Annotated in this window: 15 protein-coding genes; 7 read left to right on the forward strand and 8 right to left on the reverse strand. The window is 66.0% G+C overall.

The window, feature by feature from the left end; translation table 11 throughout:
• Nucleotides 1-109 precede the first annotated feature (109 nt).
• Complete coding sequence (locus AC07NT_RS00760) at nt 110-1,030, forward strand: LysR family transcriptional regulator (protein WP_498598338.1); 921 nt, start codon at nt 110-112, stop codon at nt 1,028-1,030.
• 11 nt (nt 1,031-1,041) lie between these two features.
• Here AC07NT_RS00760 and ybeY read toward each other — a convergent pair whose 3' ends face one another.
• Together ybeY and AC07NT_RS00770 are read right to left on the reverse strand one after the other, a co-directional pair.
• Complete coding sequence (gene ybeY / locus AC07NT_RS00765) at nt 1,042-1,497, reverse strand: rRNA maturation RNase YbeY (protein ID WP_498598337.1); 456 nt, start codon at nt 1,495-1,497, stop codon at nt 1,042-1,044.
• Nucleotides 1,494-2,435 (reverse strand): PhoH family protein, encoded by a 942-nt coding sequence (locus AC07NT_RS00770; RefSeq protein ID WP_498598336.1) that lies wholly within the window; start codon nt 2,433-2,435, stop codon nt 1,494-1,496. Before AC07NT_RS00770 ends, ybeY begins: the two co-directional genes overlap by 4 nt.
• 40 nt (nt 2,436-2,475) lie before the next feature.
• On the opposite strand from AC07NT_RS00770, the gene ruvA reads away from it, so the two are divergent.
• The 5 genes from ruvA to AC07NT_RS00795 all read left to right on the forward strand — a co-directional run bounded on the left by ruvA (nt 2,476) and on the right by AC07NT_RS00795 (nt 7,425).
• Nucleotides 2,476-3,051 (forward strand): Holliday junction branch migration protein RuvA, encoded by a 576-nt coding sequence (gene ruvA, locus AC07NT_RS00775; RefSeq protein ID WP_498598335.1) that lies wholly within the window; start codon nt 2,476-2,478, stop codon nt 3,049-3,051.
• 230 nt (nt 3,052-3,281) lie between these two features.
• Nucleotides 3,282-4,529 (forward strand): ABC transporter substrate-binding protein, encoded by a 1,248-nt coding sequence (locus AC07NT_RS00780; RefSeq protein ID WP_498598334.1) that lies wholly within the window; start codon nt 3,282-3,284, stop codon nt 4,527-4,529.
• Between the two features lie 90 nt (nt 4,530-4,619).
• On the forward strand, nt 4,620-5,486 hold the full coding sequence (locus AC07NT_RS00785; RefSeq protein ID WP_498598333.1) for a carbohydrate ABC transporter permease: 867 nt from the start codon (nt 4,620-4,622) through the stop codon (nt 5,484-5,486).
• Nucleotides 5,476-6,345: a carbohydrate ABC transporter permease gene (locus AC07NT_RS00790; protein ID WP_498598332.1), complete on the forward strand. Its 870-nt coding sequence runs from the start codon at nt 5,476-5,478 to the stop codon at nt 6,343-6,345. The genes AC07NT_RS00785 and AC07NT_RS00790 overlap by 11 nt, the downstream gene beginning before the upstream one ends.
• A gap of 12 nt (nt 6,346-6,357) precedes the next feature.
• Nucleotides 6,358-7,425: an ABC transporter ATP-binding protein gene (locus AC07NT_RS00795; protein ID WP_498598331.1), complete on the forward strand. Its 1,068-nt coding sequence runs from the start codon at nt 6,358-6,360 to the stop codon at nt 7,423-7,425.
• Here the strand turns inward: AC07NT_RS00795 and AC07NT_RS00800 are convergent.
• From AC07NT_RS00800 to AC07NT_RS00825, 6 genes are all read right to left on the reverse strand, one after another.
• Nucleotides 7,408-8,790, reverse strand: coding sequence for a sensor histidine kinase (locus AC07NT_RS00800; RefSeq protein WP_498598330.1), 1,383 nt, complete (start codon nt 8,788-8,790; stop codon nt 7,408-7,410). The two genes, AC07NT_RS00795 and AC07NT_RS00800, sit on opposite strands and share 18 nt — an antisense overlap.
• On the reverse strand, nt 8,787-9,482 hold the full coding sequence (locus AC07NT_RS00805) for a response regulator transcription factor (protein ID WP_498598329.1): 696 nt from the start codon (nt 9,480-9,482) through the stop codon (nt 8,787-8,789). Before AC07NT_RS00805 ends, AC07NT_RS00800 begins: the two co-directional genes overlap by 4 nt.
• Before the next feature lie 37 nt (nt 9,483-9,519).
• Nucleotides 9,520-10,527 (reverse strand): glucokinase, encoded by a 1,008-nt coding sequence (locus tag AC07NT_RS00810; RefSeq protein ID WP_498598328.1) that lies wholly within the window; start codon nt 10,525-10,527, stop codon nt 9,520-9,522.
• Nucleotides 10,528-10,534: 7 nt separating this feature from the next.
• Nucleotides 10,535-11,278, reverse strand: coding sequence for a 6-phosphogluconolactonase (pgl, locus tag AC07NT_RS00815; RefSeq protein WP_498598327.1), 744 nt, complete (start codon nt 11,276-11,278; stop codon nt 10,535-10,537).
• Nucleotides 11,278-12,756, reverse strand: a complete 1,479-nt coding sequence (gene zwf / locus AC07NT_RS00820; RefSeq protein WP_498598326.1) for a glucose-6-phosphate dehydrogenase — start codon at nt 12,754-12,756, stop codon at nt 11,278-11,280. The genes pgl and zwf overlap by 1 nt, the downstream gene beginning before the upstream one ends.
• A gap of 186 nt (nt 12,757-12,942) precedes the next feature.
• The gene (locus AC07NT_RS00825) at nt 12,943-14,097 is read right to left on the reverse strand and encodes a carbonic anhydrase (RefSeq protein ID WP_498598325.1); all 1,155 of its coding nucleotides are present in this window, start codon (nt 14,095-14,097) and stop codon (nt 12,943-12,945) included.
• 127 nt (nt 14,098-14,224) lie between these two features.
• Here AC07NT_RS00825 and ruvB point away from each other — a divergent pair, with 127 nt between their 5' ends.
• Nucleotides 14,225-15,283 carry a Holliday junction branch migration DNA helicase RuvB gene (gene ruvB, locus AC07NT_RS00830; protein WP_498598324.1) on the forward strand — a complete coding sequence of 353 codons (1,059 nt, stop codon included), beginning with the start codon at nt 14,225-14,227 and terminating at the stop codon, nt 15,281-15,283.

Consider the following 15,283-nt stretch of genomic DNA (forward strand, 5'->3'; position numbering starts at 1 on the left):
TCTGTCTGTGGTCCTTGGCGCACTGTAGGCCAGCGCTTCCCATCTGTGAAATAGAAAATTAGAATGAATTGATCTGAAAAGCAGATCAATGATCCAGTCTCATCCACGCATGCCCAAGCTACCCGACCTCTCCACGCGCCAGCTGCGCGCTTTCCTGGCCCTGGCCGAGCAGCGCAGCTTCACGCGCGCAGCCGAACAGTTGCACCTGTCCCAGCCCGCCTTCAGCGCCTTGATCCGTGCGCTGGAAGAGGCGCTGCACACGCGCCTGTTCGACCGCAGCACACGCAACGTGGAGCTCACGGCCGAGGGGCGGCTGTTTGAGACTTCAGCGCGCCAGCTGCTGGGCGACTTCGGTGCCGCACTCGGAACCCTGCGCGACCATCTGCAGCTGCGCACCGGCCGCGTGAGCCTGGCTGCGCTGCCCTCGTTGGCCGCAGGCTGGCTGCCGGCCATCCTGGCCGAGTACAAGGCACAGTGGCCAGGTGTCGAGATCCAGCTGCGTGACGCCCTATCGGATGACTGCATCGATCTGCTGCGCGCCGGCACGGTGGACTTCGCCCTGGCCGCGACCGGCCCGCAGACCACGGGCCTGCAGACTGAGGTGTTGTGCTCGGACGGTTTTCATCTGGTGTGCCGCAAGGACCACCCACTGGCCAGGTTCAAGACGGAGGTGATCAAGCTGAAGGACCTTGCGCCCTATCCCTTTGTGCACCTTGCGCGCAACAGCAGCGTGCGCCAGCGTCTCGACGCCGCTGTGCACCCCATGCAGCTCAACACGGTGCTTGAAGTGGAGCACCTGGCCACGGTGGCCGGCATGGTGGAGGCGGGGCTGGGCATCAGCGTGGTGCCCGCACTCACGCTGTTTCATTTCGAACGGCCTGCGCTGGTGACGAAGGCTTTGAAGCTGCCGGGGCTCAAACGCAGGATCTATGTGGTGCGGCGGGCGGGGGAGAGCCTGTCGGTGGCGGCGGAGGCGCTGCGGGGGCTGATCGTGGAACGGTTTGCGCTGGCGAAGAACGTATTGACCTAGCCAGCTGCCGCTTACTCGTATGGATTCCCGTACCCCATCCCTTCCATCAGCAGTACTTCCAGTGTCTCCATCTCCAGCGCATCGACCTCGTTCGTCTCATGCTCGTAGCCCTGCGCATGCAGGGTGCCATGCACCAGCAGGTGGGCGTAGTGCTCTTCCAGGGTCTTGCCTTGTTCCTTCGCTTCCTTCGCCACCACGGGCGCGCACAGCACCAGGTCGGCGCTGACCACGGGTTCGCGTGTGTAGTCGAAGGTCAGCACATTGGTGGCGTAGTCCTTGCGACGGTATTCGCGGTTCAGCGCACGGCCCTCTGCGGCACCGACGATGCGCACGGTAATCTCGGCATTGCGCAAGAGCGCCATGCGCATCCAGCGTGCCACGCGGGCCTTGCCCAGCAGTTTCTTGTGGCTGTCCGGCACGGCGGCGCCGAACTGCAGCGACAGATCCAGTTCCGGCAAGGCGTTCATGCCGCGTCTCCCGGCTTCCGTTTGTCGTAGGCGTCCACGATGCGGGCCACCAGGGGGTGGCGCACCACGTCGGCGCTGGTGAACCTGCACATGGCGATGCCCTTGACGCGCTTGAGCACGCGCTCCCCGTCGATCAGGCCACTGAGTTGCGTCTTGGGCAGGTCGATCTGGCTCACGTCGCCCGTGACCACGGCGCGCGAGCCGAAGCCGATACGCGTGAGGAACATCTTCATCTGCTCGGGCGTGGTGTTCTGCGCTTCGTCCAGGATGACAAAGGCGTTGTTCAGTGTGCGCCCGCGCATGAAGGCCAGGGGCGCGATCTCGAGCGCATTGCGCTCGAAAGCCTTCTGCACCTTCTCGTAACCCATCAGGTCATACAGCGCGTCGTAGAGCGGGCGCAGATAAGGGTCGATCTTCTGTGTCAGGTCACCGGGCAGGAAACCCAGGCGTTCACCCGCTTCCACAGCCGGGCGGGTGAGCACGATGCGCTGCACCGCGCTGCGCTCCAGCGCGTCCACCGCGCAGGCCACGGCCAGGTAGGTCTTGCCGGTGCCGGCCGGGCCGATGCCGAACGTGATGTCGTTGCCGGCGATGCTTTCCAGGTAGTGGGCCTGGTTGGGCGTGCGCGCGCGCAGCTCGTGGCGCCGCGTCTGCAGAGCCTCACCGTCTTCCGTCAGCGGCATGGAACTGTCGCTGGCCAGCAGCAGCTGCACGATGGCGTCGTCGATGGGTTTGGTCGCCATCTCGTAGAGCGCCTGCAGCACTTCCATGCTGCGTTGTGCCTGTTTCTTGGGGCCTTCCACCTTGAACTGTTCGTGGCGGTGGGCGATCTTGACGTGCAACGCGTTTTCGATGGTGCGCAGATGTTCGTCGGCGGGGCCGCACAGGCGGGCCAGGCGCGCGTTGTTGGGCGGGGAGAAGAGGTGACGCAGAATCAACTGATAATTCCTTGAATAGATCTCCAATGATAGGCGTCCCATGATCGGCAGGCTCTCCGGCACCCTCCTCGAAAAGAACCCTCCCCAGGTCCTGGTGGACTGCAATGGCGTGGGCTACGAAGTCCAGGTGTCCATGAGCACCTTCTACAACTTGCCCAACCTGGGCGAAAAGGTGGCCCTGCTCACGCATTTCGTGGTGCGCGAGGACGCGCAACTGCTCTACGGTTTCGGTACCGCGGTCGAGCGCGAGGCCTTTCGTGAACTCATCAAGATCTCGGGCGTGGGCCCGCGCACCGCGCTGTCCGTGCTTTCGGGCATGAGCGTGGGCGAGCTGGCCCAGGCCGTCAGCCTGCAGGAGGCCGGTCGCCTGGTCAAGGTGCCGGGCATAGGCAAGAAGACGGCCGAGCGTTTGCTGCTCGAATTGAAGGGCAAGCTGGGCGCCGACATCGGCGCGCCCCATGCGCAGCCGGGCAGCGACGCACAGGCCGACATCCTGCAGGCCCTGTTGGCCCTGGGCTACAGCGACAAGGAAGCCGCCGCCGCGCTCAAGGCCCTGCCCAAGGACGTGGGCGTGAGCGAAGGTATCAAGCTCGCGCTCAAGGCGCTGGCCAAATAGACAGACGCTGAACCGCACCGGTTCAGCCTGGCCATGCGGGCACGGGCGAGGTGCAAGGCTTCGCCCTTTCTCGCCCTGTATGGCGCAAAACCCCGGTGATGTTTTGCCCAGTCCGGTTTCCCGGATCGAGGGTAAACACCGATCTTCATATTCATTTAATTAATGAAAAATTACAGACACTCAAATCTGTGGTTTGGGTAGCCCTGAACACTTACAAGAAAGATTCCATCATGAGACTCAATCGTATTTTTCTGGCTTGCGCCGTGGCCCTGTCCATGAGCGTGGCCGTGGCAGGTGAGGTCGAAGTACTGCACTACTGGACGTCCGGCGGCGAGGCCAAGTCGGCCGCCGAACTCAAGAAGATCCTCTTGAGCAAGGGCCACGCCTGGAAGGATTTCGCCGTGGCCGGCGGCGGTGGCGACAACGCCATGACCGTGCTCAAGAGCCGTGTGGTATCGGGCAACCCGCCGGCGGCCGCGCAGATCAAGGGCCCGGCCATCCAGGAATGGGCGCAGGAAGGCGTGCTGGCCAATCTGGACGAAGTGGCCAAGGCCGAGAAGTGGGACACCCTGCTGCCCGGCGTGGTGGCCAATGTCATGAAGTACAAGGGCGCCTACGTGGCGGCGCCGGTGAACGTGCACCGCGTGAACTGGGTCTGGGCCAATCCCGAGGTGCTCAAGAAGGCCGGCGTGAGCGGCATGCCTGCCAACTACGACGAGTTTTTTGCCGCAGCCGACAAGATCAAGAAGGCCGGCTTCATTGCCGTGGCCCACGGTGGCCAGAACTGGCAGGACTTCACCACCTTTGAATCGGTGGTGCTGGGCGTGGGCGGTGCCAAGTTCTACCAGGACGCGTTGGTGAAACTGGACCCCAAGGCCATCGATTCGGCCACGATGAAGAAGTCCTTCGAGACCTTCCGCAAGATCAAGAGCTACACCGACACGGCAGCGCCGGGCCGCGACTGGAACCTGGCCACGGCCATGGTGATGCAGGGCAAGGCCGGTTTCCAGTTCATGGGCGACTGGGCCAAGGGCGAGTTCATCGCGGCAGGCAAGAAGCCGGGCAAGGACTTCCTCTGCGCCGCGGCGCCGGGCACGGCCAACGCCTTCACCTTCAACGTGGACTCCTTCGCCATGTTCAAGCTCAAGGATGCGAACGCCCAGAAGGCCCAGGGTGCGCTGGCCGCGGCCATCATGAGCACGGACTTCCAGGAAGTGTTCAACCTCAACAAGGGTTCGATCCCGGTGCGCCTGAACATGTCCATGGCCAAGTTCGACGATTGCGCCAAGCTTTCCAGCAAGGACTTCGTGGACACCGCCAAGACCGGCGGCCTGGTGCCCTCGGTGGCGCACGGCATGGCCATTGCGCCAGCGACCGAAGGCGCGATCAAGGACCTGGTGAGCCAGTTCTGGAACGACGACAAGATCAGCGTGGACGACGGTGTGAAGCGTTTGCTGACCGCGGCCAAGACGCGTTGAATAGCGGCGCCCCTGCCGCTCTCGGGGAAGAGCGTTTTGCTCTTCCCCTTTTTTTTGAATGCGTGAACCGTCGTGAGCTCGATAGACCGATTGGAAAAATGGTTGCCCAAGCTGGCGCTGGCGCCCGGCCTGGTGCTGGGCCTGGCTTTCGTGTACGGCCTGATGATCTGGAATGGCGTGCTGTCGGTCTCGGTCTCGCGCATGCTGCCCAACTACGAACTGGTGGGCCTGGCGCAGTACACCAAGCTGTGGGAGATGGACCGCTGGTGGGTGGCGCTGAAGAACCTGGGTATCTTCGGCCTGGGTTATGTGGGCGGCTCCATGACCCTGGGCATCCTGCTGGCCATCCTGCTGGACCAGAAGATCCGCGCCGAGGGTTTCATCCGCACCGTCTACCTCTACCCCATGGCCCTGTCCTTCGTGGTCACGGGCACGGTCTGGAAGTGGCTGCTCAACCCCAGCCTGGGGCTGGAAAAGCTGTTGCATGACTGGGGTTGGGAAAGCGCCAGTTTTGGCTGGCTGGTCGATAACGAGATGGCGATCTACTGCGTGGTGATCGCGGGGGTCTGGCAGTCGGCCGGCTTCACCATGGCCCTGTTCCTGGCCGGCCTGCGCAGCATCGATGACAGCATCATCAAGGCCGCGCAGATTGACGGCGCCTCCTTGCCGCGCATCTACTGGCGCATCGTGCTGCCGGCGCTGCGGCCGGTCTTCTTCTCCACGCTCATGGTGCTCTCGCACCTGGCGATCAAGAGCTTCGACCTGATCATGGCGCTGACCGCGGGTGGGCCGGGTTACGCCACCGACGTGCCCGCTACCTTCATGTACGCCATGAGCTTCACGCGCGGGCAGATCGGCCTGGGCGCGGCGAGCGCCATGATCATGCTGATGACGGTCGCGGCCCTGGTCGTGCCCTATCTCTATAGCGAACTGCGGAGCAAGCCTCATGAGCGCTAGACCAAAGTCTTGGTACTGGCTCAGTCGCGGCCTGATCTATGGCAGCCTGGGCCTGGGTGCATTGCTCTTCCTCACGCCTCTGTACGTGATGGTGATCACCTCGCTCAAGGATGCCGAACAGATACGCGAAGGCAATCTACTGGCCCTGCCGACCACGCTGAACTGGGAGTCGTGGACGCTGGCCTGGTCCACGGCCTGCACGGGCGCGCAATGCTCTGGCCTGCAGCCCTATTTCTGGAATTCGGTGCTGATGGCCGTGCCGGCGGTGCTGCTGTCCACGGCCTGGGGTGCGATCAACGGTTATGTGCTGAGCCTGTGGAAGTTTCGCGGCAGCGACACCCTGTTCGCCCTGCTGCTGTTCGGCGTGTTCATGCCCTTCCAGGTGGTGCTGCTGCCCATGAGCCAGGTGCTGGGCTGGCTGGGCCTGTCCAGCTCCGTCGGCGGGCTGATCCTGGTGCACCTGCTCGCGGGCCTGCCCAGCACCACGCTCTTTTTCCGCAACTACTATGCGGCCATCCCCGGCGAGCTGCTGCGCGCGGCGCGCATCGATGGAGCGGGTTTCTGGACCATCTTCCTGCGCATCATCCTGCCCATGTCCACGCCCATCGTGATGGTGACGCTGATCTGGCAGTTCACCCAGATCTGGAACGACTTTCTGTTCGGTGTGGCCTTTACCGGGGCGGACTCCAAACCCGTCACCGTGGGTCTGAACAATCTGGCCAACACCACAAGCAGCGTGAAGGCCTACAACGTGGACATGGCGGCCGCGCTGATTGCCGGCCTGCCCACCATGCTGGTCTATGTGCTGGCAGGGCGATATTTTGTGCGCGGGCTGACTGCCGGCGCCGTGAAGGGTTGAGGGTAGAACGAGATGGCATCAGCACTGGATATCCGCGGAATCCGCAAATGTTTTGGCAAGGGCGACAAGCTGGTGGAGGTGCTCAAACGCATCGACATCAGCGTGAGCCCGGGCGAGTTCCTGATCCTGGTGGGGCCGTCGGGCTGCGGCAAGTCCACCCTGCTCAACCTGATCGCGGGCCTGGACGACCCGACCGAGGGCGAGATCCGCATCGGCGGGCGCGACGTGGTGGGCGTGCCGCCAGCGCAGCGCGACATCGCCATGGTGTTCCAGAGTTATGCCCTGTACCCGACCATGAGCGTGGCCGAGAACATCGGGTTTGCCATGGAGATCCGCAAGGTGCCCAAGGCCGAGCGCGAGCAGCGCATCGCCGAGGTGGCGGCCATGTTGCAGATTGGCCATCTGCTGGACCGTCGGCCTTCGCAGCTCTCGGGCGGGCAGCGCCAGCGCGTGGCCATGGGCCGGGCCCTGGCGCGCAAGCCTGCGCTGTTTCTGTTCGACGAGCCGCTGTCCAACCTCGATGCCAAGCTGCGCGTTGAGATGCGGGCCGAGATCAAGCGCCTGCACCAGATGAGCGGCATCACCAGTGTCTATGTCACGCACGACCAGATCGAGGCCATGACCCTGGGCAGCCGCATCGCTGTCATGAAAGACGGGCTGGTGCAGCAGCTGGGCACACCGGACGAGATCTACAACCGGCCGGCCAACACCTATGTGGCCACCTTCATCGGCTCGCCGACCATGAACCTGATCGCCGGCACGACGGCGCTGGATGGCAACGGTTTCGTGCTGCCCGAGGCCCTGCTGTCGCTGGCCTGCCCGGCACCGGCCCACCAGGCCTTGACCCTGGGTGTCCGGCCCGAGCATCTGTTGTTCAGCGACAGCGCAGCGTGGCGGGGTGAGGTCAATGTGGTGGAGCCCACCGGTGCCGACACCTATGTGGTGGTACAGACCGCTGCGGGCATGGTGACGGTGCGTACCTCACCGCAGATTCCCGTGCGCCCCGGCGACCGTGTAGGGCTGGACATCAGCCCAGGCCAGGCGCACTGGTTCGACGCTGCTTCAGGCGTCCGGATCTAGGCGTGGCAGCAGGAGACGCACGCGCAGGCCGCTGCCTGTCTGAGCCGTTTCGATCTGCGCCTCGCCACCGTGCCGGCGCGCGATCTCCTGCACGATGGACAGGCCCAGACCGCAGCCGCCCGGCAGCTCGCTGCCGCGCCAGAAGCGCTCGAAGGCCTGTTCGCGCAGCGCGGCGTCGAGCCCGGGGCCGTTGTCCTCGACGCGCAATTCGATCTGCGGCCCCTGGTCCAGCACGGCGATGGTGATGGTGCTGTCACCCTCGCCGCGGCCATAGCGCAGGGCGTTGTCGATCAGGTTGCCCAAGGCCTCGCGCAGCAGCAGCTCGGAGCCGAGCACCCAGGCCTGGTCCAGCCCTTCGTAGCCCAGGTCCACCTGCAGGCTGACCGCGCGGGGGCTGAACTCGCGCGCGACAGCCTGGGCCAGCTGGGCCAGGTCGATGGCCTGCATGGGGACGTCGGCGCCGCTGCGCGCGAGCATCAGCAGCTGGTTGAGCAGGTGGGCGCTGCGCAGGGCACCGGCGTGCACCTTGTGCAGCCGCGCCTGGATGAGCTCGGGCTCTTCTTCCTTGAGGGCCAGGTCGGTCTGGCTGATCAGTCCGGCCAGGGGGGTGCGCAGCTGGTGGGCCGCATCGTTGATGAAACGTTTCTCCTGCACCATATTGCGTGCCACGGATGCGAGCAGGCGGTTGATGGCGGTGAGCAGGGCGTGGACTTCGCGTGGCGCCGTGGTCAGTTCCAGCGGGGTCAGCTCATGCGGCGAGCGGTGCTGGAGTTGCGCCTCAAGGCGGGTCAGGGGCTGCATGCCGCGCTTGATGCCGGCGTAGACCAGGACACTGAGCATCAGCCCCAGTACCAGCAGGGGGGCGAGCAGGTCGGCGACAAGTTCGCGCGCGATGCGGTCGCGCGCCACATAACTCTTGGCCAGCTGCACGCGCAGCAGCAGCGCGGCGTCGCTGTCGCCATAGGGCACGTCCAGGGCCACCGCCCGCATGACGCGGCCGTTCTGCTCGGTGCGGTAGACGGCCGGTACGCCGGGGCTCAGGGGCAGGGGCGGCTCGGCGAAGGACTGGTTGCCGATCAGGAACTTGCCGGGCGGGGATGACACCATGTAGTTCACACGGTCCTCGGGCTCTTCTTCGATGATGGACTGGGCCGCCCTCGGAAAGTCCACCAGCAGGCCGGAACCGATGGGCTTGACCTGCCGCGCCAGCGAGCGCACCGATTGCAACAGGGACTGGTCGAGCGCCTTTTCGGCCGAGATCAGCGCGATGCGATAGGCCAGGGCCCCGCCTACCAGCCACAGCACCAGCTGCGGCAGCAGCAACCAGGCCAGCAACTGGCGGCGCAGCGAGGGGATGGACTTCATGCCATCTCGAGCATGTAACCCAGGCCGCGGATGTTGCGGATGCTCACGCCGGTGCCCTGCAACTTGCGGCGCAGGCGGTGCACGTAGACCTCCAGCGCGTTGGAGGCAATGGGCTCGGAGCCGTCGGTCTGCCAGACCAGCAGCACGTTGTCGCGGCTGACGACCTGGTTGATCTGCGCGTGCAGCACCCGCAGCAGCTCCCATTCGCGTTGGGTCAGCACGATGGCCTGGCCCTGCACCCAGACGCGCGGTTGTTCGGTGTCGAATTGCAGGCCCTGCGTGGACGCGGGAGGCTCGTCGCTGGCGCCCTGGGCTTCGAAGGCGGGCAGGCGCGCGCGCCGCAGCAGAGCCTGCAACCGCGCACAGAGCTCGGCATTGCCGAAGGGTTTGGTCAGGTAATCGTCGGCGCCGGCCATCAGGCCTGCAACCCGGTGGTCGATGCTGTCGCGCGCGGTCAGGATCATGACGGGCAGGCTCTCGAAGCGTTCGCGGATCCAGCGCAGCAGTGTCATGCCGTCGACCTTGGGCAGGCCCAGGTCCAGCAGCACCGCGTCCACGGCCTGGGTCTCCAGCTGTTGCTGGGCGCTGGCGCCGTCGGCGCAGGCCAAGGTGCGGTGGCCGGCGTGTTGCAGCAGGTCCGACAGGCTGTCACGCAGCAGTTCGTCGTCTTCTACGATGAGGATGAGCGCCATGCGAAGAATTGTGCCTCAGCCATTTGTGGCAGCGGGCTCACCACTGCGTCAGGTTCAGGGCCTGCGACGCTCCTTGCAAGGCAGGCGAAACCGGGCTCTGGATGACCCAGGTCGGGACGGCGGCGAGGTAGGTTTTGAAGCGGCCCTTGCTTTCGAAACGCTGGCGGAAGGGCGAACGGTCGAAACGCTCGCCCAGGCGGGGCACGATGCCACCGCCGATGTAGATGCCCCCACGTGCGCCCAGGGTCAGGGCCAGATCCCCGGCCACGCTGCCCAGCAGGCCGCAGAACATGTCCATGGCCTGAGCGGCGGTGGACTGCGGGAGTGTCTCGGCGCGTTCCATCACCTCGGCCGGCGTGGTGATCTCGCGGCCCTGCCCGTCCTTGAGTTCGCACAGGGCGTGGTAGAGGTCCACCAGGCCCGGGCCGGAGATGACGCGTTCGGCCGAGACATGGCCGTAACGCAGTCGCAGCTGTTCGATGGCGGCGTACTCCTGGGCATTGCTCGCGCTCAGGGTGACATGTCCGCCTTCGCCCGCGATGGGCAGCCATTTGTCCTGGTGCCCCAGGGGCAGTAGGCCCGAAACCCCCAGGCCCGTGCCTGGCCCGATGAGGCCGATCGCCGCCTGTACCGCCGCCTGGCCGGGGCCTACCTGGCGCAGTTGATCGCGCGGCAATTGGGGCAGGGCCAGGGCCAGGGCCGTGAAGTCGTTGAGCAGCAGCAACCGCTGCAGGCCTAGGGCTTCGCGCGTGGCCTGTATGGAGAACTTCCAGTGGTGGTTGGTCATTGCGACCTGGTCGCCCGTGACCGGGTTGGCGATGCCGAAAGCGGCGCAGGCCGGCGCGGGCAGGCCTTGTGTCTGCAGATAGGCCTGGCCCGCTGCGACGAGTGAAGCGTGTTCGGCGCAAGGCAGCACCTGCACACGGCTGATGGGCGCGCCCGCGTGCTCCTGCCAGCCGAAACGCGCATTGGTGCCGCCGATGTCACCGAGCCAGCGCGGATAGGCGGACGGGGCAGTGGGCGAGGGGACCAGGGATTCAAACATGGGCTGTTTATGTGGTGAGCCAGAGTGCCAGGGGCGTGTGCTGCTGGTGCAGGAGATGCGAGACAGGCAATTGGTCTGTGGGTGCAAGCAGGGCCTGCTGCAGGGTGGCCAGCTTGTCAGCGCCCGATACAGGCAGCACCAGATGGCGCGAGCGCAGGATCTGGGCCAGGGTTTGCGTCAGGCGCGCATGGGGTGCGGTGAGGGGCGTCATGCCCGCGCAAACCAGCGATGACCGGGGATCCAGCGCGGCAGCCAGGCCGGGCGCAGCTGGGAAGAGGGATGCGGTGTGGCCATCGGTGCCCATGCCCAGCACCATGACATCGGCGGGGCCGAGCGCGCGCAGGTCGGCATCGGCCTTCTGTACCAGCGTGGCCAGGGGGGGCAGTGGCAGCTTGAGCTGGGGCACCATGGCATGCAACCGTGCCTGTGCTGCGGGCCCTTGCAGCAGGTGTGTGCGCACCAGCAGGGCGTTGCTGGCTTCGTGCGTGGCAGGGACGTAGCGTTCGTCGACCAGGGTGATGTGCAGTTGCGACCAGTCCAGGGCCTGCTGTCGCAGGGCCTCGAACAGCGCGATCGGTGATTTGCCGCCCGAGACGCTGAGCACCGCGTGGCCGCGCGCCATCATGGCCGCCTTTAGTCGCACGGCGATGTCGCGGGCCAGTTCGGTGGCCAGCAGCGCAGCGGCCACCCGGTGGACTTGCAGATGGCGGTGTTGCGCCAGCAGCTCGTGCAGCGGGTCGACCGCGCCCATCAGGACTCCTCGAACCAGGTGAGGTTCTCGCGGGCCATCAGGGCCGACGAGGCGGCGGGCCCCCAGCTGCCGGCCGCATAGTGCCGCGGTTTTTCGTCCAGGGCTTTCCAGCCGGCCAGGATGGGGTCGATCCAGCTCCAGGCGGCTTCGAGTTCGTCGCGGCGCATGAAGTGGGTCAGGCGCCCCTTGATCACGTCCATCAGCAGGCGCTCGTAGGCATCGGCGCGGCGCTTGCTGGATGACTCCTGCAGGTCCAGGCTCAGGCGCACCGGGTGCAGGTTCATGCCCGAGCCGGGTTCCTTGACCATCATGGCCAGCTGGATCGATTCCTCGGGCTGCAGGCTGATGATGAGGCGGTTGGGCTGCAGGCTGGGGCTCTTGCCGAAGATGGAGAAAGGCTGTTCGGTGAATTCGATGATGATTTCCGACTGGCGTTTCTGCAGGCGCTTGCCGGTGCGCAGGAAAAAGGGCACGTTGGCCCAGCGCGCGTTGTCGATGTGTGCGCGCAACGCCACGAAGGTCTCGGTCTGGCTGTGGGCGGGCACGTCGGCTTCCTGCAGATAGCCCGCTGCTGCTGCGCCCTCGCTCACGCCGGCGCTGTATTGCCCGCGCACGGTATCGCGCTTGACGGCGGCCACATCCATCTTGCGCAGGGAACGCAGCACCTTGAGCTTCTCGTCGCGCACGTCGTCGGCGTTGAGCGAAATGGGCGGCTCCATGGCCACGATGCACAGCAGCTGCAACAGGTGGTTCTGCACCATGTCGCGCAGCGCGCCGGCGCCATCGTAGAAGCCCGCGCGCGAGCCCACGCCCACGGTTTCGGCCACCGTGATCTGCACGCTGCGGATATAAGGCGCGCGCCACAGTGGTTCGAAGATGGCATTGCCGAAGCGCAGCACCATGAGGTTCTGCACCGTCTCCTTGCCCAGGTAGTGGTCGATGCGGTAGATCTGGTCTTCGCGGAAGTGACGGGCGATCTCGGTGTTGATGGCCTGGGCCGAAGCCAGGTCCACCCCCAGGGGCTTTTCCACCACCACGCGCGCGTGCTGGTCGATCAGCCCGGTGGCATGCAGCTGGGCGCAGATCTGCGCGAACAGGTCCGGTGCGGTGGCCAGGTAGAACACGCGCATGGCGTCCGGGCTCAGGGCCTGCTGCAGCTTGCCGTAGGCAGCGGCCTGTGTGACATCCAGGTCCACATAGTCCAGGCGCGCCATGAAACTCTGCCAGCTCACATCGGACCAGGATTCGGCTTCGATGAACTCGACCGATTTCTCGTGGATGAATTTCAGGTAGGCATCGTGGCCCCAGGCCTGGCGGCCGATGCCGACGATGCGGGTGCTCGCGGGCAGGCGCTCGTGCAGGTGGGCCATGTAGAGCGCGGGCAGGAGCTTGCGAAACGCCAGGTCCCCCGTGCCGCCGAAGATGACGATGTCCAGTGCTTGGGGTGTCGCGTCTGCGTTGTTGCTCATGCTGGTCATAGGATGATGCGGCACGCGCGTGGGCACAGGTCGGGCGGGTGTGGCTGGCGAACTCTCGGCGTCCCCGTCCCTTCCATGCCTCGGCGGCATGGCCTGGGCGGGAAGCTTTTAAGAATACTGTAATGTAACTTGGTTACAGGCCGGGCTCAACCTGGCCCACACAGACCGAGCGGGCCGTCGCCGGGTTCAGGGGCGCCCGCCGGGCGCGATCAGGGCCGCGTCCCGCACGGGCCGGCCGTGCAGGGGCTGCACCGGGCGCGCATTGTTGGCATAGAGCTGGCCGAACAGGCGCAGCTGCTCCCGGCTGATGCTTACCGGCTGTTTGAGGATGAGCCAGAGCACGCCCTCGGTGCAGGGCGGCGTGGTCAGCGAGCCGATGTACTGGTAATAGCGCTGGTCCTTCGGCAGGATCTCGCCCACATGGATCAGGTCCGGCGGCAGGCGCACGCTGTCGTTCACGTCCAGCGGCATATGGGTCCAGACCTTCTGGATCAGCGTGTTGGGCTCGCCGGCTTCCAGCAGCACGGCCAGCACGGCCAGCTGGCCCAGCTCGTTGCGGTGCACGAAGTGCCCCACCATGGGGTAACCCTGGCCGTTGATGCGCTCTTCCGAGGGGTGGTGGAAGTGGAACTGCAGCAGCTGGTAGGTACTGCCGCGCACGGTCAGGCTGTTCTCGCCGTACACGTTCACCTGGATGGTGTGGCCGTTGTTCAGCACCGTGCCCTTGCTCGGCGTGTAGCTGAACTGGATGGCCTCGGCCGGGCCTTTGAGGGTGTCGTTGTCGTCGATGGCGATGGGAGACTGGCGCTGCCCGCTGGCGCAGGTGGCGTAGTCGGCCTTGAGCTTGCTCCAGTTCGCCGGGGCACCCTCGCCTTCGTAGCTCCAGTGGATGTCCCTGTGCGGGGCCGCCGGCGCCGCTGCGGCCGGGGCCGAGGGGCGCTGCTGGCGGATCACCAGGCCGGGTTCGCGCGGACGCGGGGCCGCCACGGCCGGCGCGGCGGGGGGCTGGTGGTCCACCTTGTTGATGGGGGGCGGCGCGCCAGGGGCCAGGCCCGCGTTGCTGCTTTTGCCGTCGATGAGGAGGTTCAGGCGCTTTTTGGTCGGATCGCCGCCTTTCATGGCGTCGCGCAACTGCGACTCGATGTCGATACGGGTGCCTTCCACACGCGCAGGAGCCGGGGCCGAGGCTGCGGGCGCGGGAGCCTCGGCCGGTGCGGCGCGGGCAGGGGCCACGGCCGGCTCGGCGGCCCGGGCGCGCGGCAACAGGGCAAGTGCCAGCAGGCCGGCCAGCAGGCAGGCTTGGACCGGGTGCAGGGACAGGGAGCGGGCAGTGGTTTTCATGGGCAGTCTCGGGGCTATCTGCCATGCTATCGGCAAAGTGGCTGAATAACTTGAGTCGGCTATAGTCGCAACAGCCTTGCCAGACCGGCGAGGCACCCATTTCTCCCTCTGATTTTCCCTGACGGCCGTGAGCATCCAGACCGACGACTTTGAAATGCCCTCCGGCCCGCGTGTGGTCTCGGCCGCGCCCGTTTCGCCCGGCGAGGAGGCCATCGAGCGCGCGCTGCGGCCCAAGCTGCTCGACGAGTACGTGGGCCAGGTCAAGGTGCGTGAGCAGCTGGAGATCTTCATCGGCGCGGCGCGCAAGCGCGAAGAGGCGCTGGACCATGTGCTGCTCTTCGGCCCGCCCGGGCTGGGCAAGACCACGCTCTCGCACATCATCGCGCACGAGCTCGGCGTGAACCTGCGCCAGACCAGCGGCCCTGTGCTGGAAAAGCCCAAGGACCTGGCCGCGCTGCTGACCAATCTCGAGAAGAACGACGTGCTCTTCATCGACGAGATTCACCGTCTCTCGCCGGTGGTGGAGGAAATCCTCTACCCCGCGCTGGAGGATTACCAGATCGACATCATGATCGGCGAGGGGCCGGCCGCACGCAGCATCAAGCTGGACCTGCAGCCCTTCACCCTGGTGGGTGCCACCACGCGCGCCGGCATGCTGACCAACCCGCTGCGCGACCGTTTCGGCATTGTGGCGCGGCTGGAGTTCTACTCCTCCGAAGAGCTGGGCCGCATCGTCACGCGCAGCGCCGGCCTGCTCAACGCGCCCATGGACGCGGAGGGCGGTTTCGAGATCGCGCGTCGTTCGCGCGGCACGCCGCGCATTGCCAACCGCCTGTTGCGCCGTGTGCGCGACTACGCCGAGGTCAAGGGCACGGGGCGCATCACGGTGGAGATGGCGAACAAGGCCCTGGCCATGCTGGATGTGGACCCGCAGGGTTTCGACCTGATGGACCGCAAGCTGCTGGAGGCCGTGATCCACCGTTTCGACGGTGGCCCTGTGGGCCTGGACAACATCGCCGCGAGCATCGGCGAGGAAGCCGGCACCATCGAGGACGTGATCGAGCCCTATCTGATCCAGCAGGGTTTCCTGCAGCGCACGCCGCGCGGGCGCATCGCCACCCTGGCGGCCTACCGCCACCTGGGCGTGGCGCCGCCCAAGACCGACGGCAGCCTCTTCGAAGCCTGA

It is taken from the genome of Hylemonella sp. GW821-FHT10B10, from assembly GCF_059415585.1.